The following is a 15,648-nucleotide window of genomic DNA, read 5'->3' on the forward strand; positions in this document are numbered from 1 at the left end:
GGGATATAATTTCTAAATTGTAGTTATTCTATATTTTCAAATATAAAATTTATACTGAATATAAAAAATCAATTAAGGTAATTTTATGACTAAACTATTTTAAGATAGATATTATCTCCATGACAACATCTTACGGCTCGCTGTGAATCACCTTCAAGCGGGTTTTATTTTAATTGCCTCAGGAGATAAAAATGATTTGTCCACATTGCGGTTCAACCAACACACAGAAACGAAATGTCGGTAGAAAAATTGGAGGTGGCATTGGAGCGATCGCTGGTGGCGTTGCGGGTATATCTGGTGGCACTGAAGGTGCAGCGCTCGGTGCGGCGGCAGGCTCAATCATACCGGGTGTCGGGACAATTGCCGGTGGTGTGATTGGATTTCTGGTGGGTATGGGGAGCGGGGTCGCGCTGGGAGCAACGGCAGGCGGCAGTCTGGATGGTGAGATCTTCGACGAATATACTTGCCATACTTGTATGTTAACATTTGATAGCTAGAGTATAAACCTCTAAATCACGGTGTGGCATAGTCGATACAGTTGAAGGCCCTCCAGAGAAGCAGAGAGACAAGACTCTTATGGGAAGCGGTTCCTGTGATGCAACACGATACTATTTGCGTTTGTTTCAGTTGGCTAAATAGCTGCGCGGAATAGTGCTCCGCTTTCGTCTGGCGCTTGCAGGGCAAGGCTTTGGGGCCGTTTCCTCTGCCTGACCGCACCGAATCGGGCCTGAAATGCGTTGCTCGCACGCAACCAGCCATATGTCAGTAACTGGCAGGTGTAGCGGTATTAGACGCAGCTATTTAGTAGTAACCAGCACTAAGAAACCTGTTGCCTCACCAGCGTTCTCTGCCCGATAATAAAGCAACTTATTACTCCGCAACCGTTATCCTTCAGGGTTGCATAGATTGCCAGTCACACCATCTTTTTTACCGACAGGTTTTTCGGGAACGTTTTTTATTCCCTAATTGCAGGTCGGAGAACGTAACCAAGGCCTGCTGCCGTTTTTCAAGGAACTCTGTTATGTTTAAATACGTACTTTCAGCAATCGCATTGGTGGCAACTAACGCCAGCGCTTATACCGATGTCACTGATGCACTTAACCGACAATACGAAATTTTTGAATGCCAGTTAGACAATGGCGACTATTTCCGAATGACCAATCGGAATGGTTTCCTCCAGTACAACGTAGACATTCATAACAAAGATAAAGGAACCACCTGGAACTTTCGGTACCCGGAAAAACCGGATAATAAATTGCTCCACATCGACGCGCGTTACGGAAATGATGAGCGTTACGGGTACCGCGACCGTATTTCCGTTTCATTCATGGGGGGCGGTGACAGTAAAAAGGGGGAGATGAAAGTCACGCTGGATACTACTGCTATTCACCAGCTTCATACTAATGATAATCCGAACTGGAAAACTGGACGCGGAATGATTGAGTATTACGATGACAATAAATTAGTCAGCAGGATGATGTGTAAGAACGATGTCTATTTTGCGTGGGAGCTGCGTTACCTCATTAAGTCGGAGCAACTGAAGCCAGGGTTCACGATGGATTACATTAGCTACAAGGATGGTGAGAAAGTGCATCTTCCATCTTTCTGATAATCCAGATATCTGCATACAGCACATTTTTTATGTAGCGTCCGGCTATGTTTTAATTAATAAAAAAACCGCAGAGTGGCTCTGCTGAGTATTTAATTAAGAACCGATTTTTCCACCACTAAATTGGATGTGAACGAAGTACATCATGGAGCAATAAAGCATAGGCAGAAATATTATCGGCAAGCGTGGAATGCCAGAATTAACCAAACCGATGACATTGCCTATGGTATAACAATTACAACTAATTAAGGAGGATATTCATGGTAACAACCAAAACCATTCAAGCTGTTATCGCAGCGGCTATCCTGGCGACTGCAACGGCGCACGCTGGCGATATGCATCAGGTATTTCTGTGCGACCTTGATGACCATCAGCAGGTTACTGCTTACGCTCAAAATGGCGTGGTCTGGTATGGCTACGTTAATGATCAAACCCATCAGTCATGGGAATATCCGAATGACGATCAGCTCGATGGCAATAGATTGTTAACGGTATATAACCTGACCATGCATTCGGGTGCTTTGCCGTATGTCGAATCCGAGCTGTGGTTCAAATTCAATGATGGCAACAAGGTTGGTTATGCAATACTTGAATCCGGCTACAATCTGAAAGATGGTCGTCAAAACGGGTCTTACACCATGGTTATTGATGGGCAGCAGACATATACAGCCCAATGTGTTAACAGCAATATTGGGGCCGATGCTATGGCGCAGGATATTCAGACGCACTATTTTTCTAAAGGTTATAACGTATCTAAAGACAGTGCGACTAATACCTTTAATCTAAAAATGTAAACTGCTCGCAATATCGCCGAACGAACAGCATCAGAGTTTATTAAATTCACTCTGATGCTGGTTCTGTTTTTACCGGAGAATTCGTCTGCCAGCCAATGATGCCCCGAACCGGTATATACTACCGTATCACCCGTTAACCCTAATCACAGTATCTCACCGGCCAGAATGCTGTTGTGCTAATCGTTTATATACCTCTACTCACCCACTGAAAATCACCGCACTGTACGCCAGCCTAATGGCTGGTTATGTCATCACCATAATTCAGACTAACTTACTGATACCAGCGTCATAACTCAGCGATAGAAAATTGGTCATTTATTGATTGAACTTAAAAATATTCAGAGAAATATCCCCGGAATTCACGCCTGATCGGTGAAAACGATCAATATCGAAAAATTGATCTGTGAAAACGATCTGACTTTCTCGTGAACATCTGCCAGCATCCGTTCCGCATAATCCATATCTCCGGCATGGTTATATTCATAACTCGTGGTGCTAAACGAAGATATCGGGATACATGCCTACATTCCCCGCCAACAGGGGCTCATGAATGAAGGCCGCATTGCGTTCTCCTCAATAGCGGCGCTGGCAGCGCCAGCCTTCTAACCGCAGCATTCTGCTGAAAAATAACCTGTAATTACGGGTAGGGTAAGCTATGTCTAAAATCCGGCTACGGCCTGTTTCTGTCGCCTGTATTTCCCGCTGGTCCACGTTAATTATCGCCACGCTATTGGTGGTTCTCGCCAATATTCTGATAGCACCAGTCCATGTTGTTTTTGACCGGGCGCTGGTCTTTGTTCTGATAATGTTGAGTCTCTCTCAGCTCGTCAGTAAGCGCTGGCGCTACGGTATTGCGTTGCCTGTGCTGGCGCTGATTGCACTGGATATCACCCTGACCGGCTGGGCCTGGCTCAGCTTTCATTCGGCATTCAGCTATGGATTTGCACAGAGCGTTCTGGATTCCAACGTGGATGAATCGCTGTCCATGCTGGGGCTTTATTTCCGCTACGTGATACTGTTTATTATAGCGCTGGCAATTCTGCTACTGAGCGTCATCAGAACACCCCACCTGACAAACCGTTTTCGTCAGACCCCGGTTTTACTGCTTTTTCTGCTGCTGGCCGGGTTCAGTATTCAGGCCGTGATCCATCAGTTGCGCAGCAATAATCTTCAGAGCCCGTTACAGCGGGTGCTGGCTGCCACGCCAGTGAGCAATGCCAATGTATTTTTACAGGTCTGGCAGGACAGTCAGATCATTACCTCCGTCACCGCGAATCCACCACAGTACGCACCGACCACCCGCGATACCGGCATTGATACCTACGTGCTGATTATTGGTGAGTCGGAGCGTACTGCGAATATGCATATTTACGGATATGGACGAGAGACGACACCCGAACTGGAGGCACAGCGTAACCATCTGCTGCTGTTTCGCCATGCAGCCAGCGGTGCGCCCGTCACGATTATGGCAGTGCCGCTGGCGCTGACTGGCGATACGCCTTCACACCATGATTTTCAGCATTACCGGGATAATATTATCAGCGTGGCAAATCAGGCAGGCTTTGATACCTGGTGGTTCAGTCGTCAGGGGACCGGCGGTGCGCACAACAATATTATTACCGCCATCGCTTCACTGGCTCACCACCAGCAATGGGTGGATCAGGGCTATGATGATGCACTGGTGCCGCTCTTACGTGATGCGCTGACGCATCCGGGGAAAAAGCTGATTGTGCTGCATCTTTACGGTAGCCATGAAAACGCCTGCGACCGCTATCCGCATAACGCTGCTGTTTTCCCGGACGCGAATAACCCGGATGGCTGCTATGACAATTCGGTGCATTTCACTGATGCGCTGATGGGTCAGGTCTTCCGGCTTTTGCAGGATAAACACGCCTCCGTGCTCTATTTCTCCGATCACGCACTGGTGCGCGATCCCGTGGGAGATGTGATGTATCACCACGCAGGGACTCACCCGCCGCACGAGGCTATTCAGGTGCCGATGTTCTTCTGGTTCAGCCCACAGGTAGCCACTCAGGATTCGATAACTGGTAACCAACAGCCGCTCTGGTCTACGGTAAACAACAACCGGCTAATGGAAGAATGGATGGGGATCACCCGGCAGGGGGAACAGCCGGAGTCGATACGCGATTACCTGCAACATCACAGCGGCCACGCCGACGTGATGGATACGACCGGGCATGTGTTTGACTGGGAGGCGCTTCCGGTGCTTTGAATCGCGATGACGATGCGGCCAGCAAAACACAGCTAACCATCATAATCGCCTTACACTGGTTTTGGAATGTCGCACCACTGGTCGTAGAAGGCAAAGAACAGATATTCGTCCACCAGCTGGTGATGTTCCGGGTTGGTGCGCTGCAAGTCGTTGATATCTGGCTCAGGAGAATGCGGGTGGTTAGTGAGTAATGCACTGAAGACCACCAGCGCCTGGGCCTCGCGTTGATACGGCGACAAATGGCTATATGCCGCCGTGTAATCCCGTAGCCCCAATCTATGCACCTCACTGGTCAGAATACTGCTCCAGGGCGTCTCAGACGTAAAGCGAATGGCAGAGCGAGGTACTAACCGTTCGCCACAATCCGCTGGTGATGTCGGGAGTAAGAACGTCGGAACCAGCATGATACCAATCCCGGATATATCAGCAGGTACAACTCTGAGCAGGTCACGATGACGGGATAGCAAACGGCCCGTTGCATCATCGCGGGCAACACACTTGTTTAAGAGCCGCTGATAATGCCGTTGCAGTGCGGATAGTTGGATCATATCGTTCATGGATATTACCCCCTTATCCACGGGATTTTTCTATCTGCTGTTGCAGCCAGTTTTCCACTTCACTTTTCAGCCAGCGTGAAGACCGGCCTAATTTAATCGGCTTTGGAAATCCCCCGTCCTGGATAAGTTTATAAAACCACTTATCCGTCAAGCCGGTAAATGTAGTGATGAATTTCATATCGACTAATTGATCGCTTAATAATGTATTTGGCAAGCTGGTCATGATGTTCTCTCCGGTAAACAGGAGAGCAGTACCGGGATGGATGAGAATGAATGTGGTACTGCTCATGACAAAAACAGCCGCCGTAATAAATCACTTCCAGAGATGGGTTCTTGGCCTTCCCCTGCGGGTTCTATCTGGAATAGTGCTAAACCGGATATTTATTCCATCAGGTTTTTGCTCAGTCTTCGCCAGATAGCTGAGAATGTATTTCATAGAGTTTATCCCCTCATCGTCATTGTATTCAGTTACTTCTTCCCCTCTGACTTTATAATGGCGCTGTGGCGTACATCGATGAGCATAACCCTCTGCATCGGTAATACGCTGCCAGCACTCAGCAATCTCCTGAAAGACCGGCCAGGCTTTATTGCGTAACTGAGCATTAATGAATATTGCACTATGTACATGGTGTCGGTGATTATCCCCATATTCAGCGACCCAGAGATAACCCGCGATACCGTGGATATTGTTTAATGCGTTCTCCAGTTGAACCATATCAGCACACAGGCCATGAACATCCTGCTGAGTAAACTCAGGCGAGTAACTCAGATAGGCAAAATCGATTCTGAGCAGAATTAGTTTGGAGAATTTGTTGAAGAGGTTATCTACATGCCGGTGCAGGCAGCTTTCCAGATGAGGGGATGTTGGGTGATTAGCGTTTGTAACTGGGATTGATTTCATCATGCGTTCCTCATTATGTTGCATCATGAACATGAGAGAGGGACGTAAGTTTTTAGTTGACTCTGGTTAGTAATATTAGATAGGGTATTGATAACGATGTACGTTGTATCCGGTCAGATATACTGTCGCTGTATAATAACAGTAATAACCTTATTTCAGCATGATGGCACATATCACGAATCACTGCTTCCTGGGCTGTGACTGGCTAGCACTGACGGCTATATCCAACCAGGGTGACAGAGCATAGTCTGGTCGATAAAACTAAAAATTCATTCACTGAAGATCAACGTCGATCACCATTCACTCTTTAGACCTTTAAAATCGTCACGGCGCATTTTCGGTTAATTTTTGATAAATTTGCGACAAAAACACCATAAAATCATGCAGAATGACGGTAAAATCACGGCGTGATTGTTTATGTAATGAGGTATTTGTTGATGAGTTATGAAAAATATGTTTCTGAAACTAACATTAGAAAGTGCCAGTTTTATGTCCGTTACATGGAAAGCAGAAGACGTTCAGGAATAAGCGTTCGCGATGAATTTGACTGGGATAATAAATCCGGAAATACGAGTGAAATATGCCAATGGATTGATGATGAACTCAACGATTATTATCGGGGAAATAAGCGGCGGATAGATCAGTTCATAGAGGAAATGGAGGCGGCCTGTAAGGATGAATTGTTGCCGTTAACTGACTTTGGGTTGATAAATGATAAAAGAATTTGTCTATGGGCATGGTATATTAAAATTGGTTGCAACACCCGACGTAATGAAGTATTTCCCGATCATCGTGGACGATTTGATGCGCTGATAAAATACTTTGATGAATTGGATTGCAGTGGGGTGAGGAAGAAAAAAATCCTTGATGATTTAAGAGGCGAGTGGCAAAAATATGTAAATATGCCAGATCCTTTTGCAAAGGATAATGAGAGGGAAATAACGTATCGATGGGACTATGCTGAGAAACCGCCTTATAATATCACCAGGTATTTTTTGCCCATCACAAATGAAGATAAAAAAATATGCCTAACGGGTTTCTATGATGCAATTCTTGATACTCCGGAGAAGAAGGAGTTATTTAGAAAGAAAATAGGCAGCGCATTATCATCGCAAAAAACAAGAGATAAAAAGGGTAGAAAAAACATCAACAAAAAATTCTATATATCTCATGAAAACAATGAAAAGTTGGATAGCATGGTAAAACACACGGGTTTCAATCAGGATTATTTCATTAATCATCTTATTTCTGAGGAATACAACAGACAAAAAACCTCCTCCGGTGAAATTAAATAAATTTTAAATATATATTACTTCATTGAACATCAAAGAGAATGTGTAAAAACATTCTCTTTGCATTTGTTGCGTGCGTTTCTTTTGGTTGTGCCATTCCTTACACTAATGAATTTTTTTCAAACACTACATCCCGGTCATTTATCGCCCTTTCTCTCCCTAATGAAAAATTCATAACACACGACTGAAAACATTTCTCATCGTGACGAACTGAGCTACGTGATACATCAATGCCATTAATTCATCATCAATATTGCCAATAAGGAGCTGTAAAATATGCAACGCCAGAAACTCAATCTGAAAGCCCTGTCAGGATTATTACTTGTCGCCGGAGCATTATGCCTGCCCGTCACCAGTCAGGCCGGGAGCTATACCGATTATATTACCTACCGGTTTATTAGTAGCAGAAAAAGCGCACAGCTGAATCAACAAGTCTGTACTTACCAGAGCATTCAGAGCCAGCAGCAGGTTGAGCTCACACTTCCCTACGTCTGCTGGCCGATGGCATTTCAGAGCCGTATGGACGGTCAGTTTTATAAGGATACTGACTAAGCCGCTGATTTATCGCTCTACACAACATCATCTCTGTTTTTTCACAGCCCAGTCGTTACGGCGACTGGGCTTCTTTATTTCTGTTTGCTCTCTGAGGAGATTGCAATGACCGAACCAGCATTACTACCCGACGGGCCATTTATCCGTGCCGAAGCAAATGCAATTGCCGACTGCTATCAGAATGTTGCCATCGAAGATGATCAGCAGACCCACTTTCGTCTGGTCGTTCGTGATACTGACGGAAGCCTTATCTGGCGGGACTGGAACTTTGCTGCCGGAGCCGGTCAGGGGCTGAACCGCTTTATCGCTGACTACGGCATTCGTAAGGAGTCCGCGTGAACAACGAACGCCGTAAACGCCTGGCTCTGCTGGCGCAACAAGTCACTGAACTGAAGGACGACGTGCAGGCTGTGCTTGAGGAGGAAGAGGATGCCTTTAACAACCTGCCGGAAGGCTTACAGAATGGCGAGCGCGGCGATGCGATGCAGACGGCCATTGCTGCACTGGATGCAGCAGTCAGCGCACTGGAAGAAACCAGTGACCAGCTGGCAGAAGCGCAGACGTAGTCCACCGACATTCAGCCACAGCGGGCATAACCTGCCCACAACCACACCATCAGACCATGTTCCCGCCAGGAGCATGGTCTTTTTTATACCGTTACCCCACTACTGAGGAACAAACCATGCGATTAGCCAGCCGATTCGGGTGGATAAACCAGATACGCCGTGACCGTCCATTAACCCATGAGGAACTGATGCAGGTGGTTCCCAGCGTGTTCAGTGAAGACCGCCACGAATCCCGCAGTGACAGATATGCTTACATCCCCACCATCACACTGCTGGAGAACCTGCAACGCGAAGGGTTTCAGCCCTTCTTTGCCTGCCAGTCCAGAGTCAGGGACCCCGGCAAACGTGAACACACCAAACATCTGCTGCGTCTGCGTCGTGCCGGGCAAATCACCGGTGTGCAGGTGCCGGAGATTATTTTGCTCAACAGCCACGATGGTTCCAGTTCGTACCAGATGCTGCCGGGGTACTTCAGAAGCGTCTGTACCAATTCGCTCGTCTGCGGTCAGTCATTGGGTGAAATCCGCGTGCCGCATCGGGGAGACGTGGTGGAGAAGGTTATCAAAGGCGCTTACGAGGTGCTCGGCGTGTTTGACCGCGTGGAGGAAAAACGCGAGGCCATGCAGTCGCTGCAACTTCCACCTCCCGCACAACAGGCTTTTGCAAAGGCCGCGCTGACTTACCGCTTTGGTGAAGACCACCAGCCGGTAACTGAAGCGCAAATTCTGGCCCCCCGCCGCTGGCAGGACGAATCCGGCGACCTGTGGACGGTCTATAACCGCATCCAGGAGTCGCTGATAAAAGGCGGTCTGTCGGGCCGTTCAGCTCAGGGGAAACGCAGTCACACCCGTGCCGTGAAAGGCATCGATGGCGACCTGAAGCTCAACCGGGCGTTATGGGTGATGGCCGAAGAACTCCAGCAGGCGCTGAGTTGATACCCGACAGCACCACATCCTTTTTCACTTTATCTATCCAACTCATTAATTTGCAGAGAGATTTTATCATGCAACACACCACTACACCTGAAGCAAAAACACCGGTACGCCAGATGCAACCTGACCGCACCATCATCACGGCCAGCCTTGTTCCCGACGAAGAACGAATCGCCTTCTGGGGTCGTCGCTTTGGGCGCGTCCGCCAGTGGGTCTTTCTGGAGCCTCAGGTGTTTTCCTGGCTTGACCTCTGGAGCACCGACTATCAGGGCGGCATCTGGGATTTTCACATACTGTCGAATGGCGGCGCGTTCCTGACTCCGCCGGAGCAAGAGAGCTACACGTTGTTTAACGAACACAACGGCAATGACGCTGAGCTCAGCACCGAAGCCACCGGTATCGCGGTGTGCCTGATGGCCTGGAGTCACCATGCCTGCCGCACCAGTTGTCAGGCTATCAGTGAGCACTACTACCGCCTGCGCGATTACGCGCTGGCCCATCCTGAATGCAGCGGCATCATGCGGCTGATTGACTGAGGAAACCCCTTATGAACACAGCACTATCGCTGGTTGCCATCCAGCCCGATGTAATACCCTCTGCGGCAATCAGTCTGACCCCTGGCGCTCAGCGCATCATCCATCAGGCACTGTCGATACTGGAACAGCACCTGCGCCAGCCCGGTGTATCGTTCCTCTCGGCAGAGGAAACCCGTGACTGGCTGCGGCTGAAAATGGCCGCACTGGAGCGGGAGGAATTTATAGTTCTGTTTCTGGATAACCAGCACCAGCTACTGGCCTGTGAAACCCTGTTCACTGGAACTATCAACCATACCGAAGTGCATCCCCGTGAAATCGTGAAAGCAGCGCTGCGCCATAACGCCGCTGCGGTGATCCTCGCGCATAACCATCCTTCCGGCACGGCAGAGCCCAGCAAAGCGGACCGGCTTATCACCAGTAATTTGCAAAATACGCTGCTGCTGGTTGAGGTACGGACACTCGATCACTTCATCGTCGGCCACCGGGAAATTGTTTCGTTTGCTGAGAGAGGCTGGCTATGAACATCGTCAGTAAACGCCAGGCGATGACGATTTACCGGCAGACGCCCGGCGCGCGGCTGGCCTCTTACTGTACTGGTCATTACCGCTGGACCGGCAGCGTCTGTCATTACACCGGTCGTCACGTACCCGAGATCAGCGGCGTACTGGCCGTCTTTGCCGAACGTCGTCAGGACCAATACGGACCGTATGCACTCCTGCGCTGCGTGACCCTGAATTAATCATCTTTAAGGAAAGCTAAAAATGAAAATAAATAAAACTACATCCACACCGGTATGGGGACTACGGAAAGATGTCTTCCCGTCATTTGGCGCGCGGTTAGTTCAGGAGGGTAATCACCTGCACTATCTGGCTGACCGGGCGGGTATTTACGGTGAATTTACCCCGGCGCAACTAAAGACGCTGAATATCGTATTTCCGATGTTTATTAAACAGATGGAGGCTGCTTTACGCACTGGCGCACTCAATCCGCGCGAGGCCAGACGTTTTACGACTGAAATTCGTGGCATAACCTGTGAAGCCGATACGTGCGGATCGTTTGGTTACGTTTATCTTTCGCTTTACCCAACCATCGTTAAAAGCTGACCGGCATCCTCCCTCAATATCTGTTTACCAACGGAATTTCATTATGCAAACCCAATACAACCACCCATACCGGGCGACACCATCACAGCCGTCGCCTGTCGAAATCTGGCAGAAAATGCTGACGCATTTGCTGGCTAAGCATTATGGCCTCACGCTCAACGACACGCCGTTTAGCGAAGAGAAAGTGATTCAGGAACACATTGACGCCGGTATCACGCTGGCTAATGCCGTGAATTTTATTGTGGAGAAATACGAACTGGTTCGTATCGATCGCAAAGGATTCGGTTGGCAGGACGCATCACCTTACCTTAGGGCTGTTGATATTCTGCGGGCGCGACAGGCAACGGGCCTGTTGCGAGGTCGCCGTCATCTGGCGGCGCACTGAATCTTGCGAGCGGCCTTCCCGTATTCCATTCCCGATCTTTCATCCCTGTTAACTCCCTGCATAATGCGCCTGCCATTCCCGGCGGGCGCGTTTGCTTTTATACGGACGAAAAATTATGCAAACAGAAGCTGAAGTGTTAACTAACCATAACGAACTTATCTGCTCGACAAATATTGAACGGATCGTCACCGGGCGGAATGCTGCGCTGCAACAGATTGAAGCCGTGATCCACCAGCTTGATGAGATTTCCCGACTGACATCCGGTATTGGCGGCAACACGGCGGAGCACTGGGCGATGCGACAGGGGCGGGCTTTTGACTGCTGGTTGATGCAGGCAACTGACAAAGCTCTGCCAGTTATCGCCCGCAATATCGATCGCAGCATCTGGCGCGATCTGATGCTGAAATCCGGGATGTTAACCTTGATGGACGCTGAAGCCCGTAGTCAGTGGGCGAAGAACCTGGAGGAGGGCGATCTTCCGGCCATCAGCGAAGCCAATATCCTGAGTACCTTTGAGCAGTTGCACCATAACAAGCAGGACGTTTTTGAGCGCGGCATTATCAATGTGTTTAAAGGGTTGAGCTGGGACTATAAAACCAATAACCCTTGCTACTTCGGCAAGAAGATCATCGTTAACAATCTGGTGAAACATGACCGATGGGGCTACAGCCTAAACTGGGGCTGGCGGCGCGATCAGCTCGCCGATCTGGAGCGGATGCTGTATCTGCTGGATGGCAAAACCATTCCCGATAACCGGCATGATGTCTCCATCCGGTTTATGGATTTTGTGCGCGATAACCCGCATCAGCAGGTTTTCGAAGATGATTTGTTCATCATTCGCTACTTTCAGAAGGGGAGCGGGCATATCACGTTCAAACGGCTGGATCTGGTGGAAAAGATGAATGACATTGTGGCAAAGCACTTTCCGGGGATGTTGCCTGCAAAATGAGATGTGATGTTTTTATAGGCACCTCTATGCTAATCTTAATAGGAGTTATTAAATGTTATTAAAGGAGATAATCCCTATGGGTTCGCTTACTAAACAAACCATCAGCGCACAGATACCAGTGGAGTTGGCTGCTGCTGTTGAAAATCTGGCAATTGAGTTAGATCGTTCTAAGAGCTGGATTATTAAGGAAGCGTTGACCAGTATGCTGGCCGAAAGAGAACGGCGTCATCAGAGTATCCAGGCCGGTCTTGCCGATGTGGATGCTGGTCGTGTGGTGAGTCATTCGAACATGGTGGATTTCGCTAACCGTTTAAAGAAAGCTTGATAAATGGAAATTTACTGGACGCTTAAAGCTCAGGATGACTTGGAGCGTATCTACCGTTTTGCCCTTCAGTATAGCCGCCAGCACGCCGATGACGTTTTGGATCGCCTGATTACTGGATGCGCTGGCCTTGCAGCGCATCCGGCAATTGGCGTACAGCAGCCTCGGTATGAACCTCGGGAAGTCCGAAAAGTGTTATTTGATGATTACGAGGTTCACTACGAACTTCGTGACAATGATATCTATATCGTGGATCTCTGGCATACAAAAGAAGAACGCTGAAGAGATTTTCTTTTCGTTCACGAGCGCTGATTACTGAGTAAAAACACGATTTTGTGTCTTTACTCATTTATGTGTTTTAATGGTACTTTCTGTCTCCTTCTGAAGGATGGATGCCATGTTACAGAACAACATCAAACAGCTTCGTACCCAGCTATCTATCACCCAACGCGAACTGGCATTTATGGTCGGAACCAGCCAGCAGCAAATTCAGCGTATCGAAAGTGGAAAGGTTGCAGCCCGACTGGGGCTTGCGCAGGCAATATGTTCAGCGCTGGATAAACCGCTAAATGCCGTCTTTCCTGGTGGCGAAAACACACTGAAAAAAGTGCGCAGTCAGTATAGTTGTAGCGATGAGGAGCTGGAAAATATTGCGACCAGTGGCATCGAAATGGACTGCAACCTCTGGACCGTAAAACTTTGGCTACAGGGGCAGCAGGATTACCTGCTATTGCCTATATCTTCTGCGGATAAGCGGCGATTCTATTATTATTTTCAGGAACAGACCGCCCCTAATATAGAACGTTTCTTTGTTTTTAATTCCGAGCAGCATCGCTACGCATTAAATATACGTGAAGTGGTATTTCATCAGTTTCTGGCTGATGGTTTACCAACAATCGTTGATGAAGAGGATGACTACGAGGACGATTATTTCAATGTTCATATCACTCTGGTCAACGGTGGGCCAGTGATACCGCTGAGTGTTGAGTCTGATGCGCCGCAAAATGAGGAGGCGGGGGATATCGGTCAGTTGAACGCGTTCTTTGAAATGCTGGATTGTGAGCCTGAAACAGCAGATCGCTACATGATAACTGATGAGGATGGGGAGGATGCTTTTATCCGTATAGGTTCTATTGCGATGGTGCGAGTTGCGCTTGACGTACTGGAACCAGTGGAAGACGATGATGAGTAGTATTGAATGAATTGATTTCTTAAGAAATGGTGCTGAGTATACATGTGAGTATACAAAGCAACTGCGTATTTTTATAAATCCATTGATTTCATGTTGTTATGCTGAAAATCGCGGTGCGGCCTTCGCACCATCAACACATCAATAGACGTCAACGGGCGTCTTTTTTGTGCCTGAAATCCAGTATCCGCAAGGCTTTCCTCGCTTTCCCACCCCTATATCTCGGAAATAGCATCCTTATCACACACAAAATTATATGAGCGCTACTTCCTGAAAATTTCCCGCGCATGCCATGCGATAAAACTGTCCTGCGGATAATTCTGTTTTTGCATCGGGAGATGGATTTGAGCCCCTGAAAAATCCCAAAAGAGTCTGGATACAATGCTGTTGCCATTAACAGCGGAAGATATTTGGACTCGCATGTTCTCATCCACTCCAATTGCGCCTTTATCAAAGGCTTTGTGATGGATTGCGCAAAGTGCTAGGCCATTTGTGATTTCACATGGTCCTCCATGCTGCTTCCATTTGATATGAGCGGCTTCCAGTGCGATAGAAGTATTATCATGCCGCATGTTGAAACCACAAATGGTGCATTGATAGTTATAGGCGCGTAAAACTTGCTGGCGGAACAAAGGGTCGCGGTATTTGCGAATTTGCTGAATATCAAAGCCCAATTCATCAGCAAGCTCTTCTTGAATGCTTTCTGTAAAGTGGGATTCTAGAATCTGTTGTGCAAGAGTGTTAATAAGCGTTTTACTATTTACCAGCAAGGCATAGTGTTTTTCGTCAAATCCGCCAGACACATTGTTTTCTATAAGCTCACCAGCACGAGGTTCTTTGCTTCTCCCCGTAGTTGAGCAGCGTTCGGTATTGATAAGTTCCCAGAATCCGTCGCCCTGAAGACGCCAAAATGGCATGTCTGGACGGTACTGGGCGCGCTGTGGTCCAAAACGCTCCAGAAGGTTATGCAACGGCTCTCTAATTTCAGTGTCGTAGTTAAAGAAACGGCCGTGCCCTTGTTTGTAACGTGACAGAGCATACAGGAGCAATAACGGTTTATGTGGTGCGCGCTGTCCGTCTTTGCGCCAGATAGTGATACTAGAAATTGCCTGTTGCAGGGATTTGCTGGAAGCCATCACGTTACCTGTGTAACCAAATAATTGTGATGATGCTTGTAAAGTCCTTCTGGTTCAAGGCGCTAATACCATCTTGATGTTCAATAAAGTCTTCCTATCAATTGTTACCCTGCCGGGCTATTCATTCATAGAGTAGCGTCTGTACTATTGTCTTGATCTCTATCGGAGTTGACCGCGTGTCGGCATACAGCATCCACTGGTGGCTGGATGATTTGGCAACTCGGCGGCACTACCTTTGCAGATATCGGAGAAAACGACAGCGCCTTCTTTATATATAGAAGGCGAAATGGTAATTGGACGGGATTGTCTCGCGCTATTTTGATGCTAACTTCCGACGATTGTGGATAACTCTGTGTGTAAATGGGTATAAGGTGGGGTTCTGCTGTGGATTGCAGCAGTCAGTCATTTTTCTGCAATTTAGCTATTGCGGGATATGAGAAACTCCCTATAATGCGGCCCCACTGAGACGGAACAACGGCAAACAAGCCGCCGGGTCAGCGAGGTTCTCCTGAGAATCTCGGCAGAGAAAAGCGAAATTAAACGCTTGACTCTGAAAGAGGAAAGCGTAATATACGCCACCTCGCAACAGTGA

Annotated in this window: 22 protein-coding genes; 18 read left to right on the forward strand and 4 right to left on the reverse strand. The window is 48.0% G+C overall.

What is annotated here, in order from left to right; translation table 11 throughout:
• Positions 1-234 precede the first annotated feature (234 nt).
• The 4 genes from AB4K05_RS20910 (at position 235) to AB4K05_RS20925 (ending at position 4,636) form a co-directional block, all read left to right on the forward strand.
• Positions 235-375: a hypothetical protein gene (locus tag AB4K05_RS20910; RefSeq protein ID WP_181629285.1), complete on the forward strand. Its 141-nt coding sequence runs from the start codon at positions 235-237 to the stop codon at positions 373-375.
• A gap of 646 nt (positions 376-1,021) precedes the next feature.
• Positions 1,022-1,609 (forward strand): hypothetical protein, encoded by a 588-nt coding sequence (locus AB4K05_RS20915; RefSeq protein ID WP_094760988.1) that lies wholly within the window; start codon positions 1,022-1,024, stop codon positions 1,607-1,609.
• Positions 1,610-1,869: 260 nt separating this feature from the next.
• A complete protein-coding gene (locus AB4K05_RS20920; RefSeq protein WP_094760987.1) occupies positions 1,870-2,403 on the forward strand; it encodes a hypothetical protein in 534 nt (177 codons plus the stop codon).
• Between the two features lie 655 nt (positions 2,404-3,058).
• The gene (locus tag AB4K05_RS20925; RefSeq protein ID WP_094760986.1) at positions 3,059-4,636 is read left to right on the forward strand and encodes a sulfatase-like hydrolase/transferase; all 1,578 of its coding nucleotides are present in this window, start codon (positions 3,059-3,061) and stop codon (positions 4,634-4,636) included.
• A gap of 50 nt (positions 4,637-4,686) precedes the next feature.
• Here the strand turns inward: AB4K05_RS20925 and AB4K05_RS20930 are convergent, their stop codons facing one another.
• The 3 genes from AB4K05_RS20930 to AB4K05_RS20940 form a co-directional block, all read right to left on the reverse strand.
• Positions 4,687-5,184: a hypothetical protein gene (locus AB4K05_RS20930; protein ID WP_368481772.1), complete on the reverse strand. Its 498-nt coding sequence runs from the start codon at positions 5,182-5,184 to the stop codon at positions 4,687-4,689.
• Between the two features lie 22 nt (positions 5,185-5,206).
• Positions 5,207-5,416: an AlpA family transcriptional regulator gene (locus AB4K05_RS20935; RefSeq protein ID WP_094761036.1), complete on the reverse strand. Its 210-nt coding sequence runs from the start codon at positions 5,414-5,416 to the stop codon at positions 5,207-5,209.
• A gap of 90 nt (positions 5,417-5,506) precedes the next feature.
• Positions 5,507-6,097 carry an inovirus-type Gp2 protein gene (locus tag AB4K05_RS20940; protein ID WP_174329944.1) on the reverse strand — a complete coding sequence of 197 codons (591 nt, stop codon included), beginning with the start codon at positions 6,095-6,097 and terminating at the stop codon, positions 5,507-5,509.
• A 434-nt stretch (positions 6,098-6,531) separates the two neighbouring features.
• Here AB4K05_RS20940 and AB4K05_RS20945 point away from each other — a divergent pair, with 434 nt between their 5' ends.
• The 14 genes from AB4K05_RS20945 (at position 6,532) to AB4K05_RS21010 (ending at position 13,923) form a co-directional block, all read left to right on the forward strand.
• Entirely contained in the window at positions 6,532-7,389 is an 858-nt protein-coding gene (locus tag AB4K05_RS20945) for a hypothetical protein (protein ID WP_094760983.1), read from the forward strand.
• A 273-nt stretch (positions 7,390-7,662) separates the two neighbouring features.
• A complete protein-coding gene (locus AB4K05_RS20950; RefSeq protein WP_094760982.1) occupies positions 7,663-7,938 on the forward strand; it encodes a hypothetical protein in 276 nt (91 codons plus the stop codon).
• Positions 7,939-8,043: 105 nt separating this feature from the next.
• Positions 8,044-8,277, forward strand: coding sequence for a DUF905 domain-containing protein (locus AB4K05_RS20955; protein WP_094760981.1), 234 nt, complete (start codon positions 8,044-8,046; stop codon positions 8,275-8,277).
• Positions 8,274-8,504: a hypothetical protein gene (locus AB4K05_RS20960; protein WP_094760980.1), complete on the forward strand. Its 231-nt coding sequence runs from the start codon at positions 8,274-8,276 to the stop codon at positions 8,502-8,504. Before AB4K05_RS20955 ends, AB4K05_RS20960 begins: the two co-directional genes overlap by 4 nt.
• A 116-nt stretch (positions 8,505-8,620) precedes the next feature.
• The gene (locus AB4K05_RS20965) at positions 8,621-9,439 is read left to right on the forward strand and encodes a DUF932 domain-containing protein (protein ID WP_094760979.1); all 819 of its coding nucleotides are present in this window, start codon (positions 8,621-8,623) and stop codon (positions 9,437-9,439) included.
• A gap of 113 nt (positions 9,440-9,552) precedes the next feature.
• A complete protein-coding gene (locus tag AB4K05_RS20970) occupies positions 9,553-9,972 on the forward strand; it encodes an antirestriction protein (protein ID WP_094760978.1) in 420 nt (139 codons plus the stop codon).
• An 11-nt stretch (positions 9,973-9,983) separates the two neighbouring features.
• Positions 9,984-10,493: a DNA repair protein RadC gene (radC, locus tag AB4K05_RS20975; protein WP_171862414.1), complete on the forward strand. Its 510-nt coding sequence runs from the start codon at positions 9,984-9,986 to the stop codon at positions 10,491-10,493.
• Positions 10,490-10,711 carry a DUF987 family protein gene (locus AB4K05_RS20980; protein WP_094760977.1) on the forward strand — a complete coding sequence of 74 codons (222 nt, stop codon included), beginning with the start codon at positions 10,490-10,492 and terminating at the stop codon, positions 10,709-10,711. Before radC ends, AB4K05_RS20980 begins: the two co-directional genes overlap by 4 nt.
• 22 nt (positions 10,712-10,733) lie before the next feature.
• Positions 10,734-11,075: a type IV toxin-antitoxin system YeeU family antitoxin gene (locus tag AB4K05_RS20985; RefSeq protein ID WP_094760976.1), complete on the forward strand. Its 342-nt coding sequence runs from the start codon at positions 10,734-10,736 to the stop codon at positions 11,073-11,075.
• A 43-nt stretch (positions 11,076-11,118) separates the two neighbouring features.
• Entirely contained in the window at positions 11,119-11,460 is a 342-nt protein-coding gene (locus AB4K05_RS20990; protein WP_094760975.1) for a TA system toxin CbtA family protein, read from the forward strand.
• A 115-nt stretch (positions 11,461-11,575) separates the two neighbouring features.
• A complete protein-coding gene (locus AB4K05_RS20995; RefSeq protein ID WP_094760974.1) occupies positions 11,576-12,409 on the forward strand; it encodes a DUF4942 domain-containing protein in 834 nt (277 codons plus the stop codon).
• Between the two features lie 76 nt (positions 12,410-12,485).
• Complete coding sequence (locus AB4K05_RS21000) at positions 12,486-12,734, forward strand: CopG family ribbon-helix-helix protein (RefSeq protein WP_094760973.1); 249 nt, start codon at positions 12,486-12,488, stop codon at positions 12,732-12,734.
• A 3-nt stretch (positions 12,735-12,737) separates the two neighbouring features.
• A complete protein-coding gene (locus AB4K05_RS21005; protein WP_094760972.1) occupies positions 12,738-13,013 on the forward strand; it encodes a type II toxin-antitoxin system RelE/ParE family toxin in 276 nt (91 codons plus the stop codon).
• Between the two features lie 115 nt (positions 13,014-13,128).
• A complete protein-coding gene (locus AB4K05_RS21010) occupies positions 13,129-13,923 on the forward strand; it encodes a helix-turn-helix transcriptional regulator (RefSeq protein WP_094760971.1) in 795 nt (264 codons plus the stop codon).
• Positions 13,924-14,183: 260 nt separating this feature from the next.
• Here AB4K05_RS21010 and AB4K05_RS21015 read toward each other — a convergent pair whose 3' ends face one another.
• Entirely contained in the window at positions 14,184-15,056 is an 873-nt protein-coding gene (locus tag AB4K05_RS21015; protein ID WP_368481773.1) for a phosphorothioated DNA-binding restriction endonuclease, read from the reverse strand.
• Positions 15,057-15,648: the final 592 nt, after the last annotated feature.

The sequence above is a fragment of the Kluyvera sp. STS39-E genome (assembly GCF_040932435.1).
Taxonomy (GTDB): domain Bacteria; phylum Pseudomonadota; class Gammaproteobacteria; order Enterobacterales; family Enterobacteriaceae; genus Kluyvera.

Excerpts from the sequence above, each read along its gene's own strand:
- AB4K05_RS20910 (WP_181629285.1), top strand. The coding sequence starts at position 235 with ATGTCGGTAGAAAAATTGGAGGTGGCATTGGAGCGATCGCTGGTGGCG.
- AB4K05_RS20915 (WP_094760988.1), top strand. The coding sequence starts at position 1,022 with ATGTTTAAATACGTACTTTCAGCAATCGCATTGGTGGCAACTAACGCC.
- AB4K05_RS20920 (WP_094760987.1), top strand. The coding sequence starts at position 1,870 with ATGGTAACAACCAAAACCATTCAAGCTGTTATCGCAGCGGCTATCCTG.
- AB4K05_RS20925 (WP_094760986.1), top strand. The coding sequence starts at position 3,059 with ATGTCTAAAATCCGGCTACGGCCTGTTTCTGTCGCCTGTATTTCCCGC.
- AB4K05_RS20930 (WP_368481772.1), bottom strand. The coding sequence starts at position 5,184 with ATGATCCAACTATCCGCACTGCAACGGCATTATCAGCGGCTCTTAAAC.
- AB4K05_RS20935 (WP_094761036.1), bottom strand. The coding sequence starts at position 5,416 with ATGACCAGCTTGCCAAATACATTATTAAGCGATCAATTAGTCGATATG.
- AB4K05_RS20940 (WP_174329944.1), bottom strand. The coding sequence starts at position 6,097 with ATGATGAAATCAATCCCAGTTACAAACGCTAATCACCCAACATCCCCT.
- AB4K05_RS20945 (WP_094760983.1), top strand. The coding sequence starts at position 6,532 with ATGAGTTATGAAAAATATGTTTCTGAAACTAACATTAGAAAGTGCCAG.
- AB4K05_RS20950 (WP_094760982.1), top strand. The coding sequence starts at position 7,663 with ATGCAACGCCAGAAACTCAATCTGAAAGCCCTGTCAGGATTATTACTT.
- AB4K05_RS20955 (WP_094760981.1), top strand. The coding sequence starts at position 8,044 with ATGACCGAACCAGCATTACTACCCGACGGGCCATTTATCCGTGCCGAA.
- AB4K05_RS20965 (WP_094760979.1), top strand. The coding sequence starts at position 8,621 with ATGCGATTAGCCAGCCGATTCGGGTGGATAAACCAGATACGCCGTGAC.
- AB4K05_RS20970 (WP_094760978.1), top strand. The coding sequence starts at position 9,553 with ATGCAACCTGACCGCACCATCATCACGGCCAGCCTTGTTCCCGACGAA.
- radC (WP_171862414.1), top strand. The coding sequence starts at position 9,984 with ATGAACACAGCACTATCGCTGGTTGCCATCCAGCCCGATGTAATACCC.
- AB4K05_RS20980 (WP_094760977.1), top strand. The coding sequence starts at position 10,490 with ATGAACATCGTCAGTAAACGCCAGGCGATGACGATTTACCGGCAGACG.
- AB4K05_RS20985 (WP_094760976.1), top strand. The coding sequence starts at position 10,734 with ATGAAAATAAATAAAACTACATCCACACCGGTATGGGGACTACGGAAA.
- AB4K05_RS20990 (WP_094760975.1), top strand. The coding sequence starts at position 11,119 with ATGCAAACCCAATACAACCACCCATACCGGGCGACACCATCACAGCCG.
- AB4K05_RS20995 (WP_094760974.1), top strand. The coding sequence starts at position 11,576 with ATGCAAACAGAAGCTGAAGTGTTAACTAACCATAACGAACTTATCTGC.
- AB4K05_RS21000 (WP_094760973.1), top strand. The coding sequence starts at position 12,486 with ATGGGTTCGCTTACTAAACAAACCATCAGCGCACAGATACCAGTGGAG.
- AB4K05_RS21005 (WP_094760972.1), top strand. The coding sequence starts at position 12,738 with ATGGAAATTTACTGGACGCTTAAAGCTCAGGATGACTTGGAGCGTATC.
- AB4K05_RS21010 (WP_094760971.1), top strand. The coding sequence starts at position 13,129 with ATGTTACAGAACAACATCAAACAGCTTCGTACCCAGCTATCTATCACC.
- AB4K05_RS21015 (WP_368481773.1), bottom strand. The coding sequence starts at position 15,056 with ATGGCTTCCAGCAAATCCCTGCAACAGGCAATTTCTAGTATCACTATC.